Origin of the sequence: Isoalcanivorax pacificus W11-5 (assembly GCF_000299335.2) — a bacterium.
GTDB lineage: Bacteria > Pseudomonadota > Gammaproteobacteria > Pseudomonadales > Alcanivoracaceae > Isoalcanivorax > Isoalcanivorax pacificus.
In genome coordinates, this window is sequence record NZ_CP004387.1 from 3,816,799 (window position 1) to 3,832,490 (window position 15,692).

Here is a 15,692-nt window from a genome sequence, read left to right on the forward strand (position 1 = left end):
GCGATTGCACGATCCATGCCTATTTTGAAATCGTTCGCAAAAACAGAGGGTTAAACAAAAATCCCGAGCAGATGCCCGGGACCGTCGGGCCATTATAGCGCACTGGTTTCGCGCTCTCCCCAAAATGGTGCATGCATCCTGCAAACCCGGCCGTGGTGGCTCCGACACCTTATCAGGGCTACCATGGCGCTCCCACAATATCAGGCTTTGACCCATGAATGACCTGCCCCTGATTGACCGGATCGTTGCGGAAGTGAGCCGCCGTCTGCCGGCCGGACTGGGCGATCTGCGCGAGGAAGTCGAGCGCAACGTCCAGGCGGTGCTGCGCGAGGCAGTCAGCCGCCTGGATCTGGTCAGCCGCGAAGAATTCGACCTGCAACAACAGGTGCTGGCCCGCACCCGCCAGAAGCTGGAAGCCCTGGAACGCGAGGTCAGCGCACTGGAGCGCGCCAGCCATTCCTGATGACTGCACCATTCACAGGCATGTTCCGGCGGGCGCTGTGCACCGCGATGGCGATGCTGTGTCTGCTGGGGACGCCGGCACGCGCACTGATCCCCGACGAGCTGGTGCCCTGGCTGCCGAGCATTACCGCTGACGAGCTGCAGCACCAGCTCACCGCCCTGCCCGACATCAATGCCCCCGATGCCAGCGGCCGTACGCTGCTTGATCACGCGCTGTGCAGTGCGCCGGCACTGGTGCCGACACTGCTGGACGCCGGCGCTGACCCGTCCCGGCGCGATGCACGCGGCGCGCAGGCCCTGCAGCGGCTGTTCCGCTGTGGCCACGCCCCGGACGACACCCGTGCCGCAGCACTGGTGGACCTGCTGCTGGCCCATGGCCTGGATCCGAACGATACCGACCAGCTCGAACGTACCCCGCTGCACGCCGCACTGATGCTGCTCGGTGAAGGCCGGGGCGAGATCAATCTCTATCGCGACGGTGCTCTGCTGTTGCTGGCCCGGGGCGCGGACGCCGCACAGCCGGACAACGCAGGCCTGACACCCCTGCACCTGGCCGTGAGCGAGCACGATGGACGCATCACCGCGCTGATCCTGGACACCGGCACCGACCCGGACCTGCGCGACGCCGCCGGCCGCACGCCGCTGTGGTACGCCGCCGAGGGCGCCGGCAATCTGGTGCCGTTTCAGCTGTTGCTGGAGGCCGGCGCGAGCGCCACACAATCCGGCCTGCGCGAACGCGTCCTGGCCGCCCGGGCGCCCGCCAAGACCGCTCTGCTGTCAGGCTACCTGCCCGACTGGCGCCTGCCTGCGGACGCGGCGTTCCGGCAGATCGAGCAGGGCCTGCACACCGGCCTGCCCGCAACAAGCCTGGACCGCCTGCACCAAAGCAGTGCCGAACCGGATAGCCTCGCCCGCCGTCTTGCCGACGCCGCCCCGACGCACCTGCCGACACTGACCCGCGCCGGCCTCGGCCCACAGGCGGACTGGCTGATCGCCCACGCCCTGCCCGCCGCCGGACAACCGGCCAGCGAGGCGCTGTTGACCTTCGCAGTGGACAGCGGCGACCTGGCCCTGACCCGCCGGCTGCTGGACGCCGGCACGCCACCGGCCGACCCGGCCACGCTGATGCGCCTGGCACTGGCCACCGAGCGCCTGCCGCTGATCCAGCTTCTGGCCGAGCACCTGCCCGGACGCCACCAGCTCGCGCCCTGGCTGGTTCACTACCTCGCCAGCGGCGGCCACCAGCCGACACTGGTGGAATGGCTGCTGCTCGACGGCGTGGACATCAATGCCCGCGATGCCCATGGCAACACCGCCGCCATGCTGGCCGCCCGCGACGGCCACACGAACCTGGTGCAGCTGTTGCTGGCCCATGGCGCGGATACCCGTGCAGTCAATCACAGCGGCTGTGACCTGGCCTGCTACTACCGGCGCGACGACGCCGGCGCTGCACTGCCTGCCCTGAACGAGGCGCCGGCTGCCTTCTACCTGCTCGCCTTCGGCCCGGCGCTGCTGCTGTACTTCGCGCTCGCCGCCCGGCAGCTGCACCACCACCGGCCGCTGGCGCGCCTGACGCTGGGGCTGGCCGCCGGGCTGGCCGTGACGCTGGGAGTTTCCGCCTCGCTGTTTTATGAGTGCGCACCCTGTGTTGCCACTGGCGACCAGCCGCTGTGGCTGACCGGCGCCTGCGCCACGCTGCTGTCGGCACTGGCCATGTGGCTGGCCTTGCGCCAGCGCTGACAACACGCGTCGGCATCGGCTTACCTGCATCCATGTCATCGGCGCACAGCATCGCCCGGCCCGCTCACTAGACTGAACACTCCTTTTGCACCAGGAGTCGCCGTGAGCACCACATCCTTACTGCATACCCGCGCCCAACTGGGCATCGATGCCCCCGCCGTCCAGGTGGAAACCCATCTGTCCGGCGGCCTGCCGGCATTTTCCATTGTCGGCCTGCCGGAGGCGGCGGTCCGCGAAAGCCGCGAGCGGGTGCGCTCGGCACTGCTCAACAGCGGCTTCGAGTTTCCGCAGCGACGCATCACGGTGAACCTTGCACCGGCCGACCTGCCGAAAAACGGCGGCCGCTTTGACCTGCCGATCGCGCTCGGCATTCTCAACGCCAGCGGCCAGCTCAAGATCGACGCGCCGGAGCGGCTCGAATTCCTCGGTGAACTGGCCCTCAGCGGCACCCTGCGTCCCGGCAGCGGCGTGCTGCCGGCGGCCCTGGCCGCACGGGACGCCGGGCGTGAGCTGATCCTGCCCGCCGGCAACGCCGCCGAGGCGGCACTGGGCAAAGGCTGCGTGCGGGGCGCCACGTCCCTGCTGACGGTCTGCGCCCACCTGCGCGCCCTTGAGCTGCTACCGGACACCGCGCCGCCCCCCTGCGCCGGGCTGTCGGAAGATGGCCTGTGTCTGTCCGACGTGCGCGGCCAGGCGCAGGCCCGGCGTGCGCTGGAAATTGCCGCCGCCGGTGCCCATTCGCTGCTGTTGCGCGGCCCGCCAGGCAGTGGCAAGAGCATGCTCGCTCAACGTTTGCCGGGGCTGTTGCCGCCGCTGGACGAACAGCAGGCGCTGACGGTGGCCGCGATTCACTCGCTGCAGCGTCCCCGGCCGGTGAACAGCTTCCGGCTGCCACCCTACCGGGCGCCGCATCACACCGCCTCGGCCGTGGCCCTGGCCGGCGGCGGCAGCCAACCCCGGCCGGGTGAGGTATCGCTGGCACACCACGGGGTACTGTTTCTGGATGAGATGCCGGAGTTCGAACGGCGCGTACTGGAAGTGCTGCGCGAACCGCTGGAAAGCGGCGAGGTGCACATTGCCCGCGCCAACAGCCAGGCGAGTTTCCCGGCCCGGTTTCAGCTGATCGCGGCGATGAACCCCTGCCCCTGCGGCTGGCTGGGCGACCCGCAGCGCGGCTGCGGCTATGTGTGCGAGAAGGCGCGCCGCTACCAGCAGAAGCTGTCCGGCCCGTTGCTGGACCGGATCGATCTGCATGTGCCGGTCAGCGCGCTGTCCCCGATGGAATTGACACGTCAGCCGCCGGGGGAAACCAGCGCGGCCGTCCGCCAGCGTGTACAGGCCGCGCGGGAGCGGCAGCTCAGCCGGCAGGGCCACCTGAACCACCGGCTTGCCGGCAAGGCGCTGGCGCCCGTGCTGGCGCAGCACCAGCGCTGGCTGGAACAGGCCGTGGCCCGGCTCGGCCTCTCGGCCCGGGCATTGCACCGCATGTTGCGGGTGGCCCGCACCATCGCCGACCTGGCCGGCAGCGAACACGTTGCGGAGGAAGCACTGGCCGAGGCGCTGGGCTATCGGGCCGGCGAGACCGCCGGGCGGCGGGAACACTGAAGCCACACGCACGGCGTGGCATACTGCCGCGCCTGGAACCTGAACGGGGTCACGGCGTTCATAAAGACGTCAAGGAATACTGGCAATCTGACTGTAATCACCACTATCCCCATGCCGACACTGATGACCGAGAACACTGCTGAGCTGATCCTGGTGCTGATGATCTTCGCCTGCGCCCTGCTGCGCTGGCCGCATCGCCATGCCACCAGCGGGCGTGCGCTCGACACCGAAGGCTGGCTGCTGCTGGGCCTGACCTGCATCACCATGCTGGCGATGCCGGTCGTGGACGTGCTGGTGCCCTGGCTGGAGTTCGCCGACCTGTCCTTCAGCAATCCGGTGGCCTGGCTCGGGCTGGCGCTGGGCACCACGGCTTTGTGGCTGTTCTGGCGTGCGCAGGGGGATTTTCTGCATCACAGCGGCGGCCGGGAAATGGTCGCGCACGGTGTGTACCGCCACCTGCGCCATCCGATGTATACCGCCATGCTGCTGTGGGCACTGGCGCAGATCCTGCTGCTGCAGAACTGGCTCGCCGGGCCGGCGGCGGCGCTGACGTTCCTGGCGGTGTATCTGCTGCGCATGCCGCGCGACGAGCAGCGCATGCTGGAGCGGTTCGGCCACCGTTACCTGGAGTACATGAGCCGTACCGGCGCGCTGCTGCCGCGCATCAGCCGCCGGCATGATTCATTCTGACCAGCCCGGCAACCGCCCCTCAGACACCCCACCGGAAAAATTCCCCTTTCTCGCTCAGGTAACTGCGCGACAACACCATCTTGTGCACTTCACTGGCGCCGTCCACCAGCCGCGCCTGGCGGGCATAACGGTAGATCCACTCCAGCAGCGTGTCCTTGGAGTAGCCGCGCGCGCCGCATAGCTGGATCGCGGTGTCGGCGGCCTTGTGCAGCGTGTCGGCCACGTGAATCTTGGCCATGGAAATCTCGTTGCGGGCGAAGTCGCCCTGGTCGAGTTTCCAGGCGGCCTGCATGGTCAGCAGGCGCCCGACCTGAATATCCTTGGCCACCTCGCCCAGCATCCATTGCACGCCCTCGTGTTCCGCCAGCGTGCTGCCGAAACTCCTGCGGCGCTCGACGTATTCCGCTGCGATTTCCATGCTGCGCCGCGCCAGGCCGAGCCAGCGCATGCAGTGGGTCAGACGTGCGGTGCCGAGGCGAATCTGTGTCACCTTGAGGCCATCGCCCACGTTCAGCAGGCGGTTTTCATCGGGGATTTCCAGGCCATCGAAACGCAGCTCGCAGTGGCCGCCGTGTTCTTCCGGCCCCATGATCGGGATGCGCCGCACGATCTCCCAGCCGGGCTGGTCGGCGTCGAACAGGAAGGCCGTCAGGCCCTTGCGGTCGTCATCGCCGGTGCGCGCCAGCAGCACGAAATGCTGCGCACCTTCCGCGCCGGTAATAAACCATTTGCGGCCGGTGATGATCCATTTGTCGCCGTTCTTTTCCGCCTTGGTGTAGGTCAGCGACGGGTCCGAGCCGCAGCCATCCGGTTCGGTCATGGCGAACGAGGAGCGCACGCGACCATCGATGATCGGTTGCAGCCAGCGGTCTTTCTGCGCTTCGGTGAGAATCTTGTTGAGCAGGATCATGGTGCCGTCGTCCGGCGCCGAGGCATTGAACGCCAGCGGGCCGAACGGTGAGCGGCCCGCTTCTTCGTAGAGCGCGGCCATGCCGACAATGCCGGTGTCGCGGCCACCGCGTTGTTCCGGCATCTGGAAGCACCACAGGCCCCGTGCCCGGGCTTTCTCGCGCACGCCGGCGAGCACGGTTTCGTCCAGGTTCTCGTGCTCGTCGTAGTTGGCACGGTCCGCTTCCAGCGGGATCACTTCACAGTCGATAAAGTCACGCACCTCGCGGCGCAGGGCATCGATATGCGGCGGCAGAGCGAAATCCATTCCCTATCCCCTTACAACGTGGAACACAGGTGACCGCCGTCCACCGGCAGCGCCACGCCACTCATGTAGGCGGACGCGTCGGACGCCAGCAACAGCAGCGGGCCGGAGATATCCGGCATCTCACCGACGCGGCGGAACGGGATGCGCTTGATCTGCCTCTCGCCATGTTCGCTGCGCAGCCAGTCGCGATTGATGTCGGTTTCAAAATAGCCGGGGCACAGGGCGTTGCAGCGGATGCCGGCACGGGCGTAATCCAGCGCGATGGAACGCGTCAGTTGTACCACGGCGGCCTTGGATGCGGCGTAGGCGGAAAGCTGCTGGCCCACGCGCAGGCCGAGGATGGAGGCGACGTTGACGATGTTGCCGCCACGGCCGGCCGCCTGCCAGCCACGGATGGCCTGCTGCGACACGGCCCAGACGCCCTTGAGGTTGGTGTCGAGCACCGCATCCCAGTCTGCTTCGCTGTAGCCGTCGGTGGTGCCCACGCGGCTGATGCCGGCGTTGTTGATGACCACGTCCGGCATCGGCATGTCGGCAAACGCTGACTGCACGCTGGCGTAGTCGGCCACGTCCATCTCCACCACCAGAGCCTCGCGGCCCAGGGCGCGCACGGCGTCGGCGGTCTGTTCCAGTTTGTCGCGACGGCGGGCGGCCAGTATCAGGTCAGCACCGGCCTCGGCCAGCACGCGGGCGAAATGGGCGCCGAACCCGCTGGAGGCGCCGGTCACCAGCACGCGCTTGCCGGCCAGGGAAAACAGGTTGCTCATGTTCAGGTCCTCATGAAAGCGTCCACGCAGCCTAGGGTCTCGTTCAGGGCGGCTCAAGGACCAAAACGTACAGCAGGGCGCTTCCTCACGTCACACGTCTGACGCCGGGGTGCCGGGGTTGCTATGATGTGCGCTCCCTGCGCCCGGAGGCTTTGTGAGCCAACTCAATTCACGCCAGCAAGAAGCGGTCAGCTATACCCAGGGGCCCCTGCTGGTGCTGGCCGGGGCCGGCTCGGGCAAGACCAGTGTGATCACGCGCAAGATCGCCTGGCTGATCCAGCATCATCAGATCAGCGCCCGACACATTGCCGCGGTGACCTTTACCAACAAGGCCGCGCGCGAGATGAAGGAGCGTGTGTCGGCACTGGTGCCGCGCAGCGAAACCCGTGGCCTGATCGTCTCCACGTTTCATAACCTGGGCCTGCGTATCATCAAGCAGGAACAGGCGGCATCCGGCTTGCGCCGGGGCTTCTCGATCCTTGACCAGACCGACAGCCGCGAGCTGCTGAAAGAGCTGCTGCACCGGGGCGACAGCGAACGCGATGTGCAGGCGGCGGAGTTTATCCACGCACGCATCTCGAAATGGAAAAACGAGCTGGTCACGCCCGAGCAGGCGCTGTCCACGGCCGAGACCGACGAGGACATGCGCGCCGCCATCGCCTACGGTGAATACAACCGCATGCTGCGCGCCTGCAACGCGGTGGATTTCGACGACCTGATCATGCTGCCGGTGGTGCTGTTCCGCGAGCAGCCGCGCATCCTGGAAAAATGGCGCAACCGCGTGCGTTATCTGCTCGTGGACGAATACCAGGATACCAACAGCGCACAGTACGAACTGGTACGCCAGCTGGTGGAGCCGCTGGGCCGTTTCACCGTGGTCGGCGACGACGACCAGTCGATCTATGCCTGGCGTGGCGCCCGGCCGGAAAACCTGGCGCAGCTGCAAACCGACTGGCCCAACCTGAAAGTGGTCAAGCTGGAGCAGAACTACCGCTCTACCGGCCGCATCCTCAAGGCCGCCAACGCGGTGATCAGCAACAATCCGCACGTGTTCGAGAAAACCCTGTGGTCGGACTACGGCTACGGCGACCCGATCCGTGTCGTCTCGCTGCGCGACGAGGACGCCGAAACCGACTGGATCGCCAGCGACCTGTTTCATCAGCGCATGCAGCGCGGCCTGCACTGGAAGGATTTCGCCATCCTGTACCGGGGCAATTTCCAGTCCCGCATGATGGAAACCAAGCTGCAATCGTTGCAGATTCCCTACAAAGTCTCCGGCGGCAAGAGCTTTTTTGCCCGCTCGGAAGTGAAAGACCTGATGTGTTACTTCCGGCTGCTGGTGAATCCGGACGATGACAATGCCTTCCTGCGCATCATCAACACCCCGCGCCGGGAGATTGGCCCGGCGACGCTGGAAAAGCTGGCCGGCTGGGCGGCGAAGCGCAACCAGAGCATGTACCACGTCTGCGACGATTTCGCGCTGTCGGAAATCATGCCGCCGAAATCCGCCGAAAAATTGCGCGAGTTCAAGCAGTGGCTGGATGCCAAGCGCGAGCTGTGCTTCCGCGACAACAGCACCCGCGCCATCCGTGAACTGATCACCGAGATGGATTATGAAGGCTGGCTGCACCAGAACTCCTCCAGCCCGCGCATCGGTGAAAAGCGGGTGGAAAACATCTGGACCCTGGTCGCCAGCGTGCAGCGCATGCTCGACAAGGACGAGGACGGCGACACCGATCTGGAAACCGTGATCGCCAAACTGGTGCTGATCGACATGCTCGAACAGCAGGATAACGAGGACGACACCGACAAGGTGCAACTGATGACGCTGCACGCGTCAAAAGGGCTGGAGTATCCGCACGTCTACCTGATGGGCGTGGAGGAAGAACTGCTGCCGCACCGCACCAGCATCGAGGAAGACACCATTGTCGAGGAGCGGCGCCTGATGTACGTGGGCATTACCCGCGCCAAGCGCAACCTGACCCTGAGCCACGCCATGACGCGCAAGCAGTTTGGCGAAAAAGTGGACACGGTGCCGAGCCGGTTTATCGAGGAACTGCCGCAGGAAGATCTGGAATTTGTCGGCGAGGGCGCAAAGATTGATCCGGACCGGGCCGACGAGATGGCGCAGGCGAGCATTGCCGGGCTGCGTGCCTTGCTGAATTGAGGTGTGAGCGATCTGGCGGGAAGCGCCATCAAGTGCCGGGCCACCCGCACAACCCTGACAGAATACCCGCCCCGGATCGGACACAAAAAAGGCGCCTTGCAAGGCGCCTCAGATCGCTGACAAACCCCGGTTATCCGGGGTTTTTCATTTCTGCAGTTGGGATGTGTGACGTTCGGCAGGTCATTTTCGCTGGGTGGGATAGTCGGCGACATGGCTTGATTCAGAGGGCCAAAGGGCGTTGCGGAAGCGAGGGAGGCTGGCATAGCGCCGGAGAGAGGGCCAGAGGGCTTCTTACCCTGCCAGCAAGGCGATTTTCTTGATGTTCTGAGCCGCCGCCGTCAGCAGACACTGCGCCTGCACCTTGTCCCGGCCACGGTAGCGGGCATAGCGGTATTGATGCAGCTCCTTGGCGTCGGCGAAGCTGCGCTCCACCGTTTCTTTTCGGCGTTGGTAGATCGCCTTGCCCCATTCCGTCAGGCGGTGAGCATCCTGGCGTTCCCGGCTGTCTTCCCAGACATGGCGGGTGATGATCTTGATGTGTTTGGCGTGTTGGGTGCAGCGGGAGAGCAGCGGACATGCCTGGCAGATCGCCGGGTCTGACTGGTAGTGCCGGTAGCCTGTACGGCTGGTGGTTTTATAGGGCAAGTCCTGCCCTTGCGGGCACCGGTAGCTGTCGGTGTCGGGTTGGTAGTGGAATTCCCGCTTGTAGAGGTATCCCTTCCGGTGCGTGGGGCGACGGTAGCCAAAGACGGCTTTGATCTGCTCGTCCTCCAGTCCCTTGCTGATCGCGGTGGTGTGGTAACCGGCATCCAGCCCGACATGAGTGACGTCGAACCCGAAGCGCTCTTTCTGCCGTCTCAGGCGGGCCATGTAGGGCACGGCATCGTGTACATTGCCCGCACTGACGTGCACATCGGTGATGATGTTGGCCTTGCTGTCCACAGTACGGTGATCCAGATAGAAGAACCCTTGGGGCTTGTTGTCCCGGGTCATGTAACCACTCTCAGGGTCCGTCGTGCTCTGCTTGATCTCCCGAGCCGCTGCCGGCCTGGACGCCGGCCGCAAGGGCTTTTTTCCGTGAGCTAACCGGTCCTCCTCCACTGCCCGATCCAGGTCATCCAGATACGCCTGCCGCAGGGGTTCAACCCGAGCCTTGGTCCACTTGCCCTTGTTGGCATTGGCCTTGAGGTGAGTAGAATCCGTGTACAACACCTCCCCGGACACCAGTTTGCGGCGCATCGCCTGCAACACAATCTCGTCAAATATCTGCTGATAGATATCCGAGTCGTTGAACCGACGCCGACGGTTCTGGCTCAGGGTGCTGGCATCCGGCACCTTGTCCGTTAGCGTCAGCCCCAGAAACCACCGGTAGGCGACGTTCACCTGCACTTCCCGGATCAACTGACGTTCACTGCGAACACCGAACAGGTAACCCAGCAACAGCAGCTTGAACATCAGGGTCGGATCCAGTGCTGGCCGACCGTTGTCAGCACAGTACAACGCCTTCACCCGATCATGGATAAAGCTGAAGTCGATGTGTTTATCCACCTTGCGAAGCAGGTGGTCCGGCGGGACAAGTTCATCAATACAGACGAACTCGAGTGTGGATTGGGTCGGAGCGCGGTCTTTTAGCATGCCCCGATTATAGAAAAGCCCTCACCACGAGGGCGAGGGCTTTGTCAGCAGTCTGAGGCGCCTTGCAAGGCGCCTTTTTTATTTCATCCCCGGAGCCTACTGCTCCTCCACCGGCTCTTCCATCGGCAGCGGCAGGTCTTCCGGCTCCACCATTGGTGGCGCCTCCTGCCGTACACCGCCTTCCAGTACCGGTTCCGGCGGTGCCGGCGGCTCATTGTTCTCCGAGCAGGCCGCCAGCAACGTCAGCAGGGCAAGGGCCGCGATGCCACGCATGGAGGCTTACTTGGCCTGGTCGGTCAGGTATTTCACAGCGGCGTGGATCTCGTCTTCAGAGCAGTCCATGCACATGCCCTTCGGCGGCATGGCACCGAAGCCACCCCAGGTGTGCTCGAACAGGGTATCCATGCCTTTTGCCAGACGCGGTGCCCAGGCGGCCTTGTCGCCGGTCTTCGGCGCGCCGGCAGCACCGGTGCCGTGGCAGGCGGTGCAGGCGCTGTTGTAGACCTGCTCGCCACTGCGCGGGCCGCTGGCAGCGCCACCGGCGTCGGCCACGTCAGCACCACACTCTTCACCTTCGACACACACCGAACCCACCGGCTTGATACGGTCAGCAATGGCGCGCTCGCTGAACACAGAGCGGTCGCCCAGACCGTAGGGAGAGATTTCCTGGGTGGTACGGGCACCGTAGGTCACGCCTGCAAGCAGGGTGGCGAAGACGGCAAGTGCAGCTACTACAAACTTGTTCACGGTGAATACCTCGTCTCGGTATAGGAGTGGCGGGGTGGCCAATCAGGCCTGCGCGGACTGGCCGCCACTGACCCGGCGGGCGCGATTATACCCATTCAATCGCTCAGGTTAAATGCACCTGCCCGGGGCCACCTGCCCAGGGTCTATTCCATCTCGACACGGGGCAGGCAGAGCGTGAAGCGGCTGCCCTGGTTGAGGCGGCTGTGTACCAGAATATCGCCCTCGTGACGCTCGGCGACCACCTTGACGAAGCGCAGGCCCAGGCCGGCGCCGTGGGTGCGGGTGCCACCCGCGCTGCGGGCGCGGCGGAAACGCTTGAACAGATGCTCGAGGAATTCCGGCTCAATGCCGACCCCGCTGTCGAGCACTTCGCAGCGCACCATGCCGGTTTCGCAGTAGAGACGCACCTCCACGGCTGAGCCCGGGTGGCTGTACTTGATGGCATTGGTGAGCAGGTTGAGTACCGCGCGCTCCAGCAATTCGTGGTTGCCGTTGACCCAGACGTCATCCTCCGGCAGATATTCAAAGCGCAGGCGAATCTGTCGGTGCTGCGCCTGCTCCATTACCTGTTCCACGGCGCTTTCCACCACCGGCAGCATGTCCACCGGCGTCATGTCCATTTCCTGCGCGGCCTCGGCGCGGGCCAGTTGCAGGAACTGCTCGGCAATGTTCAGGCTACGCCGGGCATAGTGCTCGGTCTGGGTCAGCAGGTCCGGCAGGCTGACCGGCTGCTGGCGATTGCGCTCGGCCAGTGCCAGCAGCGAGATCATCGGGCTGCGCAGGTCGTGCGACAGGAAATCCAGCATCTCGCTGCGGGCGCGCATGGCCTGCTTCACTTCCGAGATGTCCTTGAGTGTCAGGATCAGCACCTCGCCGGGCTGCCGGCCGGCGCGAATGCGCAGCATGTCCAGGTACAGGTCCAGCCCGCGCCGGCTGCGGCATTCGAGCTGGCTGCGGCCGGTGGACAGGGCCTCGCTGATGATCGCCGCCCAGCCGCCGGTGTCTTCCGGCAGGATCAGTTCGCGGTCCAGTTGCAGCAGGCCGGTATCGTCCATTTCCCGGCTCGGCAGGCCCAGCCATTCGGATGCCTGGGCGTTCACGAACAGCAGGCAGCCACAGGCGTCGGCGATGACCACCCCATCGCGCAACTGGGCCAGGATCGCCTCGAAGAAGCGGGTCAGCGCCTGCTGGCGCAGTTCCTGCGCGCGCACCCGCTCGATGTGATCCTCGACCACGTCGTAATGCACTTCGTCTTCGGCGGACGACTGTTCGCAGCGGGCCACCATGGCACGCACCCACTGTTCATGCGACGGTGCCGGGCCATCCTCTTCCCAGATCAGCCCCAGCTCATAGCGCTGGCCACCGCTGACAATGTTGTAGTAGCGCGCGCGGTTGCCCTGCCAGCTGCGCTCGGGCACCTCGACGCCACCGGTCTCGCGCTGCGCATTGCCCTTCGGGCCGACACTGCGTTTTTCCAGCCGCCAGGCCGCAATCGGCAGCGAGGCTTCGATCAGTTCGATCAGGCGCGACAGCGGCGCCGGCTTCAGCAGGCGCCGGTTAAGGTCATCGTGGGCGGACAGGCGTTGCAGCGCAGCACGCATGTAGCCCAGCGAGTATTCCAGGCGCCGCCAGGTCCACAGCGGGTAGGCCAGCATGGCCCCCAGCATCGACGGCCCCACCGGGAACCAGATCTGATAGCCGTACAGCAGCCCGTAGCTGAACAGCAGGATGCCCACCAGCGCCATCACCACCACCGGGATCGACCAGCGTGGCGCCACAAACGGCAGCAGGGCCGGGGTAATCAGCGCCAGTGCCAGCGTCAGCCCCCAGACCCAGACCATCGGCATGGGCCGCAGCATCAGGTCATCGCGCAGCGCGCTGAAGACCGTGGCATTCATCTCGACACCGGGCAGCAGGCCGTTGCGGCCGGCCAGCGGCGTCGGCAGCAGGTCCCCCAGCCCCTGGGCGGTGGCACCGAGGAACACGATCCGGTCCTGTAGCAGGGCCGGATCGACACGGCGGTTGAGCACGTCCACGGCGGACAGCCGGGGGACGCGGTCGGTCAGGTCATTGAAGGGCACCAGGCGGTAATACTGCCGCACGGCACCGAAGGATTGTTCGCGGTTGTCCTGCTGCGCCGGGTAGCGCGGAATACCGCGCGGTGACAGGTGGTCGAGCAGGGTCAGCGCCAGATGCGGCCACCAGGGCTGGCCAATGCCGTTACGCATGTACAGCCCGCGCACCACGCCATCGTCGTCCAGTTCCACGTCGACATGGCCCATGCCGGCGGCGGCCCGGGCAAAGGAGGTGTGCGGCATTACTTCCAGCAGCACGCCGTCCGGGCCGCCGTCGCTGACGTGCACCGGCAGGAACACGTGGCCGTGGTGGGCCATGGCGTTGACCAGCGCGGCATCGGATTCCGGCCGCACCCGGTCCGGTTCGGCGAAGATCAGGTCCAGCACGATGGCTTTCGCGCCATAGCTGTCGAGCTGTTCCACCAGTTGCGCGTGCACGCTGCGGTCCCAGGGCCAGCGGCCGATCTGGCGCAGGCTGGCCTCGTCAATGGCGACCAGGGTGATGTCGGAGACGTCCGGTGGCGGCAGCATCGGCAGCATGCGGTCATAGATGTGGCGGCTGAGCGACATCCAGGCGCCAGTGTGCAGCAGCACGATGCACAGGCCGGCCACCGCCAGCAGGACTGCCAGGTGCTCGATGTAGTAACGGCGGGAGGTTTCGCGCATTGCGGCCTTCAGGCGCAGTCAGCAGCACTGCCGCCAACAGGCGGGAGCAGGATCTCCGGGCATGGGAAAGAAGCGGACCTCCGCGAGGCGGTCCGGCGGCGAATACGGGCGGCTTGGGCCATCAGGCGGCTCCCTGCTCCTCTACCGGCTCCAGACGATAGCCGTGCTGGTAGATGGTCTTGATTCGGTAGCCACGCTCCGGGCGGATCTCCAGGCTGCGCCGGATCCGGCTGATGTGCACGTCCACGGTGCGCGACTCGATCGCTGACATGATCCCCCACACTTTTTCCAGTAAGTGTGACCGGGACATCAACTTGCCGACATTCTGGAACAGGTAACTGGCGAGCTCAAAGTCTTTATCGGTTAATTTCACCGGCGCGCCGTCGAGGGTGATCGTGCGGCGGGCACGGTCGATGGTCCAGGGCCCCAGCTCCTGTACGGTCTGCGGCACGACTTCGCCGACCCCGGCCCGGCGGCCCAGCGCCGTGATGCGCGCCAGCAGCTCGGCCTGGCGCACCGGCTTGACCATGTAATCGTCGGCACCACTGCTGAGCGCACCCACGATGGAGGATTCGTCGTCACGCTGGGTGGCGAACAACACTGGCACGGCATTGCCGGCGGCACGCAGTTCATCCAGCACCTGGCGGCCGCTCATGTCCGGCACTTCCCAGTCCAGCAACAGCAGGTCGAAGGTTTCGCGGCGCATCAGCACCATGAACTCACGGCCATTGGTGCAGTGCATGCAGGTATGGCCTGCCTCGGCCAGCCAGTGCTGCACCAGGTCCGCCTGCGCGGTATCGTCTTCCAGGTATGCGATACGCAAAATCCACTCCTCTCGTCTCTTCCCCCAAGGGACACATATCAGGCGTGGCGGTGCGCCTCCCGGCGCGTCGCGCAGACCACCCCACCCGGCCTGGCATGCAGGCCGCCCATCCGGCAGCAGGTACCTGAAGGACACCGCGACAACGGATCTGTGCCCGTGCGCGGGAGGATATGGCAGTCATTGCCTTCCATCAGCCCGATTAAAGTAGCCAAGCCCGGCACAGAAGTGCATCAAAGCTTGTAAAAGGCCGACGAAATTCCCCACCAGAGCGCCAGTTTACCGACCAACGGTGCGCCGCCCCCACCAGCGAGCCTTTCTCAGGCTACCGCAGTGGCCTTGAGCCCCACCACGCCCCCGATAATCAGGGCAATGAACACAAAACGCAGCGGCGTCACCGGATCATGATAGAGCCAGATGCTGGCGATCGTGATGCCGACCGCCCCCAGGCCGGTCCAGACGGCGTAGGCCGTGCCCACCGGAATGCCCCGCATGGCAAACGACAGCATCACCATATTCAGCAGCGTCAGCACCACCACAGTGCCAATCGACAACGGCCCTGGAGCCACCTGCATCCACTTCAGGCTCAGCGCCCAACCAATTTCCACCAGCACCGCCGCCAGTAGTACCACCCAGTAGATCGACATGGAATTTCTCCTGATCAACACCCGGGCTCGTCATCCAGTGGCTACGCCGGAAACCCGAAAGAGACGTCGCCGGCGAGGAATATAGACGGCCGGGGAGCATTTTCAAGAGAGGGGATGGCTTGGCGTGCGGTCAGGAGAAGGCCGCGTCAGCGGTCCTTCCATATATATTGGTGCACCCGACTGGGCGAAGGCGGGGTTTGCCGAAGCACCGCTTCGGCCCGCCTGAGCGCCCCGAGCCTACCGGCGAGGGGCCGGCAATCCAGGGGGGCAAAAAGAAAAGGCCGCGTCAGCGGCCCCAGACTGAGGACAAACCCCTGTTTTTATGAATCACCTCTTCGAGGCGATATAAAAGTGGGTGGTCGCATTCCAGGTTGCAGCCCTATGGCTATGCAAGTGGAGGCTATCACCAGAAAAACAGCGACTCTTTGCCCTGGGTGGATAATTTTTTAGTAGAA

13 protein-coding genes are annotated in these 15,692 nt (G+C 65.2%); 5 read left to right on the forward strand and 8 right to left on the reverse strand.

Features of this window, described 5'->3' with window-relative positions:
• The first annotated feature begins 214 nt into the window (after positions 1 to 214).
• The 4 genes from S7S_RS17140 to S7S_RS17155 all read left to right on the forward strand — a co-directional run bounded on the left by S7S_RS17140 (position 215) and on the right by S7S_RS17155 (position 4,497).
• Positions 215 to 463 carry an accessory factor UbiK family protein gene (locus tag S7S_RS17140; RefSeq protein ID WP_008732969.1) on the forward strand — a complete coding sequence of 83 codons (249 nt, stop codon included), beginning with the start codon at positions 215 to 217 and terminating at the stop codon, positions 461 to 463.
• Positions 463 to 2,202: an ankyrin repeat domain-containing protein gene (locus S7S_RS17145; RefSeq protein WP_041026028.1), complete on the forward strand. Its 1,740-nt coding sequence runs from the start codon at positions 463 to 465 to the stop codon at positions 2,200 to 2,202. The genes S7S_RS17140 and S7S_RS17145 overlap by 1 nt, the downstream gene beginning before the upstream one ends.
• A gap of 102 nt (positions 2,203 to 2,304) precedes the next feature.
• Positions 2,305 to 3,807: a YifB family Mg chelatase-like AAA ATPase gene (locus S7S_RS17150; RefSeq protein WP_008732965.1), complete on the forward strand. Its 1,503-nt coding sequence runs from the start codon at positions 2,305 to 2,307 to the stop codon at positions 3,805 to 3,807.
• A 111-nt stretch (positions 3,808 to 3,918) separates the two neighbouring features.
• A complete protein-coding gene (locus tag S7S_RS17155) occupies positions 3,919 to 4,497 on the forward strand; it encodes a methyltransferase family protein (RefSeq protein ID WP_008732963.1) in 579 nt (192 codons plus the stop codon).
• Positions 4,498 to 4,516: 19 nt separating this feature from the next.
• On the opposite strand, the gene S7S_RS17160 is transcribed toward S7S_RS17155, so the two are convergent.
• Together S7S_RS17160 and S7S_RS17165 are read right to left on the reverse strand one after the other, a co-directional pair.
• On the reverse strand, positions 4,517 to 5,713 hold the full coding sequence (locus tag S7S_RS17160; RefSeq protein ID WP_008732961.1) for an acyl-CoA dehydrogenase family protein: 1,197 nt from the start codon (positions 5,711 to 5,713) through the stop codon (positions 4,517 to 4,519).
• Positions 5,714 to 5,724: 11 nt separating this feature from the next.
• Positions 5,725 to 6,480, reverse strand: coding sequence for an SDR family NAD(P)-dependent oxidoreductase (locus S7S_RS17165; protein WP_008732959.1), 756 nt, complete (start codon positions 6,478 to 6,480; stop codon positions 5,725 to 5,727).
• 154 nt (positions 6,481 to 6,634) lie between these two features.
• On the opposite strand from S7S_RS17165, the gene rep reads away from it, so the two are divergent.
• Positions 6,635 to 8,647 carry a DNA helicase Rep gene (gene rep, locus S7S_RS17170; RefSeq protein ID WP_008732956.1) on the forward strand — a complete coding sequence of 671 codons (2,013 nt, stop codon included), beginning with the start codon at positions 6,635 to 6,637 and terminating at the stop codon, positions 8,645 to 8,647.
• Positions 8,648 to 8,938: 291 nt separating this feature from the next.
• Here the strand turns inward: rep and S7S_RS17175 are convergent, their stop codons facing one another.
• From S7S_RS17175 to S7S_RS17195, 6 genes are all read right to left on the reverse strand, one after another.
• Positions 8,939 to 10,282, reverse strand: a complete 1,344-nt coding sequence (locus S7S_RS17175; RefSeq protein WP_041025915.1) for an IS1182 family transposase — start codon at positions 10,280 to 10,282, stop codon at positions 8,939 to 8,941.
• Between the two features lie 96 nt (positions 10,283 to 10,378).
• Positions 10,379 to 10,555 (reverse strand): hypothetical protein, encoded by a 177-nt coding sequence (locus S7S_RS19900; protein WP_008734990.1) that lies wholly within the window; start codon positions 10,553 to 10,555, stop codon positions 10,379 to 10,381.
• A gap of 6 nt (positions 10,556 to 10,561) precedes the next feature.
• Complete coding sequence (locus S7S_RS17180) at positions 10,562 to 11,029, reverse strand: c-type cytochrome (RefSeq protein WP_008734988.1); 468 nt, start codon at positions 11,027 to 11,029, stop codon at positions 10,562 to 10,564.
• A gap of 143 nt (positions 11,030 to 11,172) precedes the next feature.
• Positions 11,173 to 13,770 (reverse strand): CHASE2 domain-containing protein, encoded by a 2,598-nt coding sequence (locus S7S_RS17185; protein WP_008734987.1) that lies wholly within the window; start codon positions 13,768 to 13,770, stop codon positions 11,173 to 11,175.
• A gap of 121 nt (positions 13,771 to 13,891) precedes the next feature.
• On the reverse strand, positions 13,892 to 14,593 hold the full coding sequence (locus tag S7S_RS17190) for a response regulator transcription factor (RefSeq protein ID WP_008734984.1): 702 nt from the start codon (positions 14,591 to 14,593) through the stop codon (positions 13,892 to 13,894).
• A gap of 317 nt (positions 14,594 to 14,910) precedes the next feature.
• Positions 14,911 to 15,237 carry a DMT family transporter gene (locus S7S_RS17195; RefSeq protein ID WP_008734982.1) on the reverse strand — a complete coding sequence of 109 codons (327 nt, stop codon included), beginning with the start codon at positions 15,235 to 15,237 and terminating at the stop codon, positions 14,911 to 14,913.
• Positions 15,238 to 15,692: the final 455 nt, after the last annotated feature.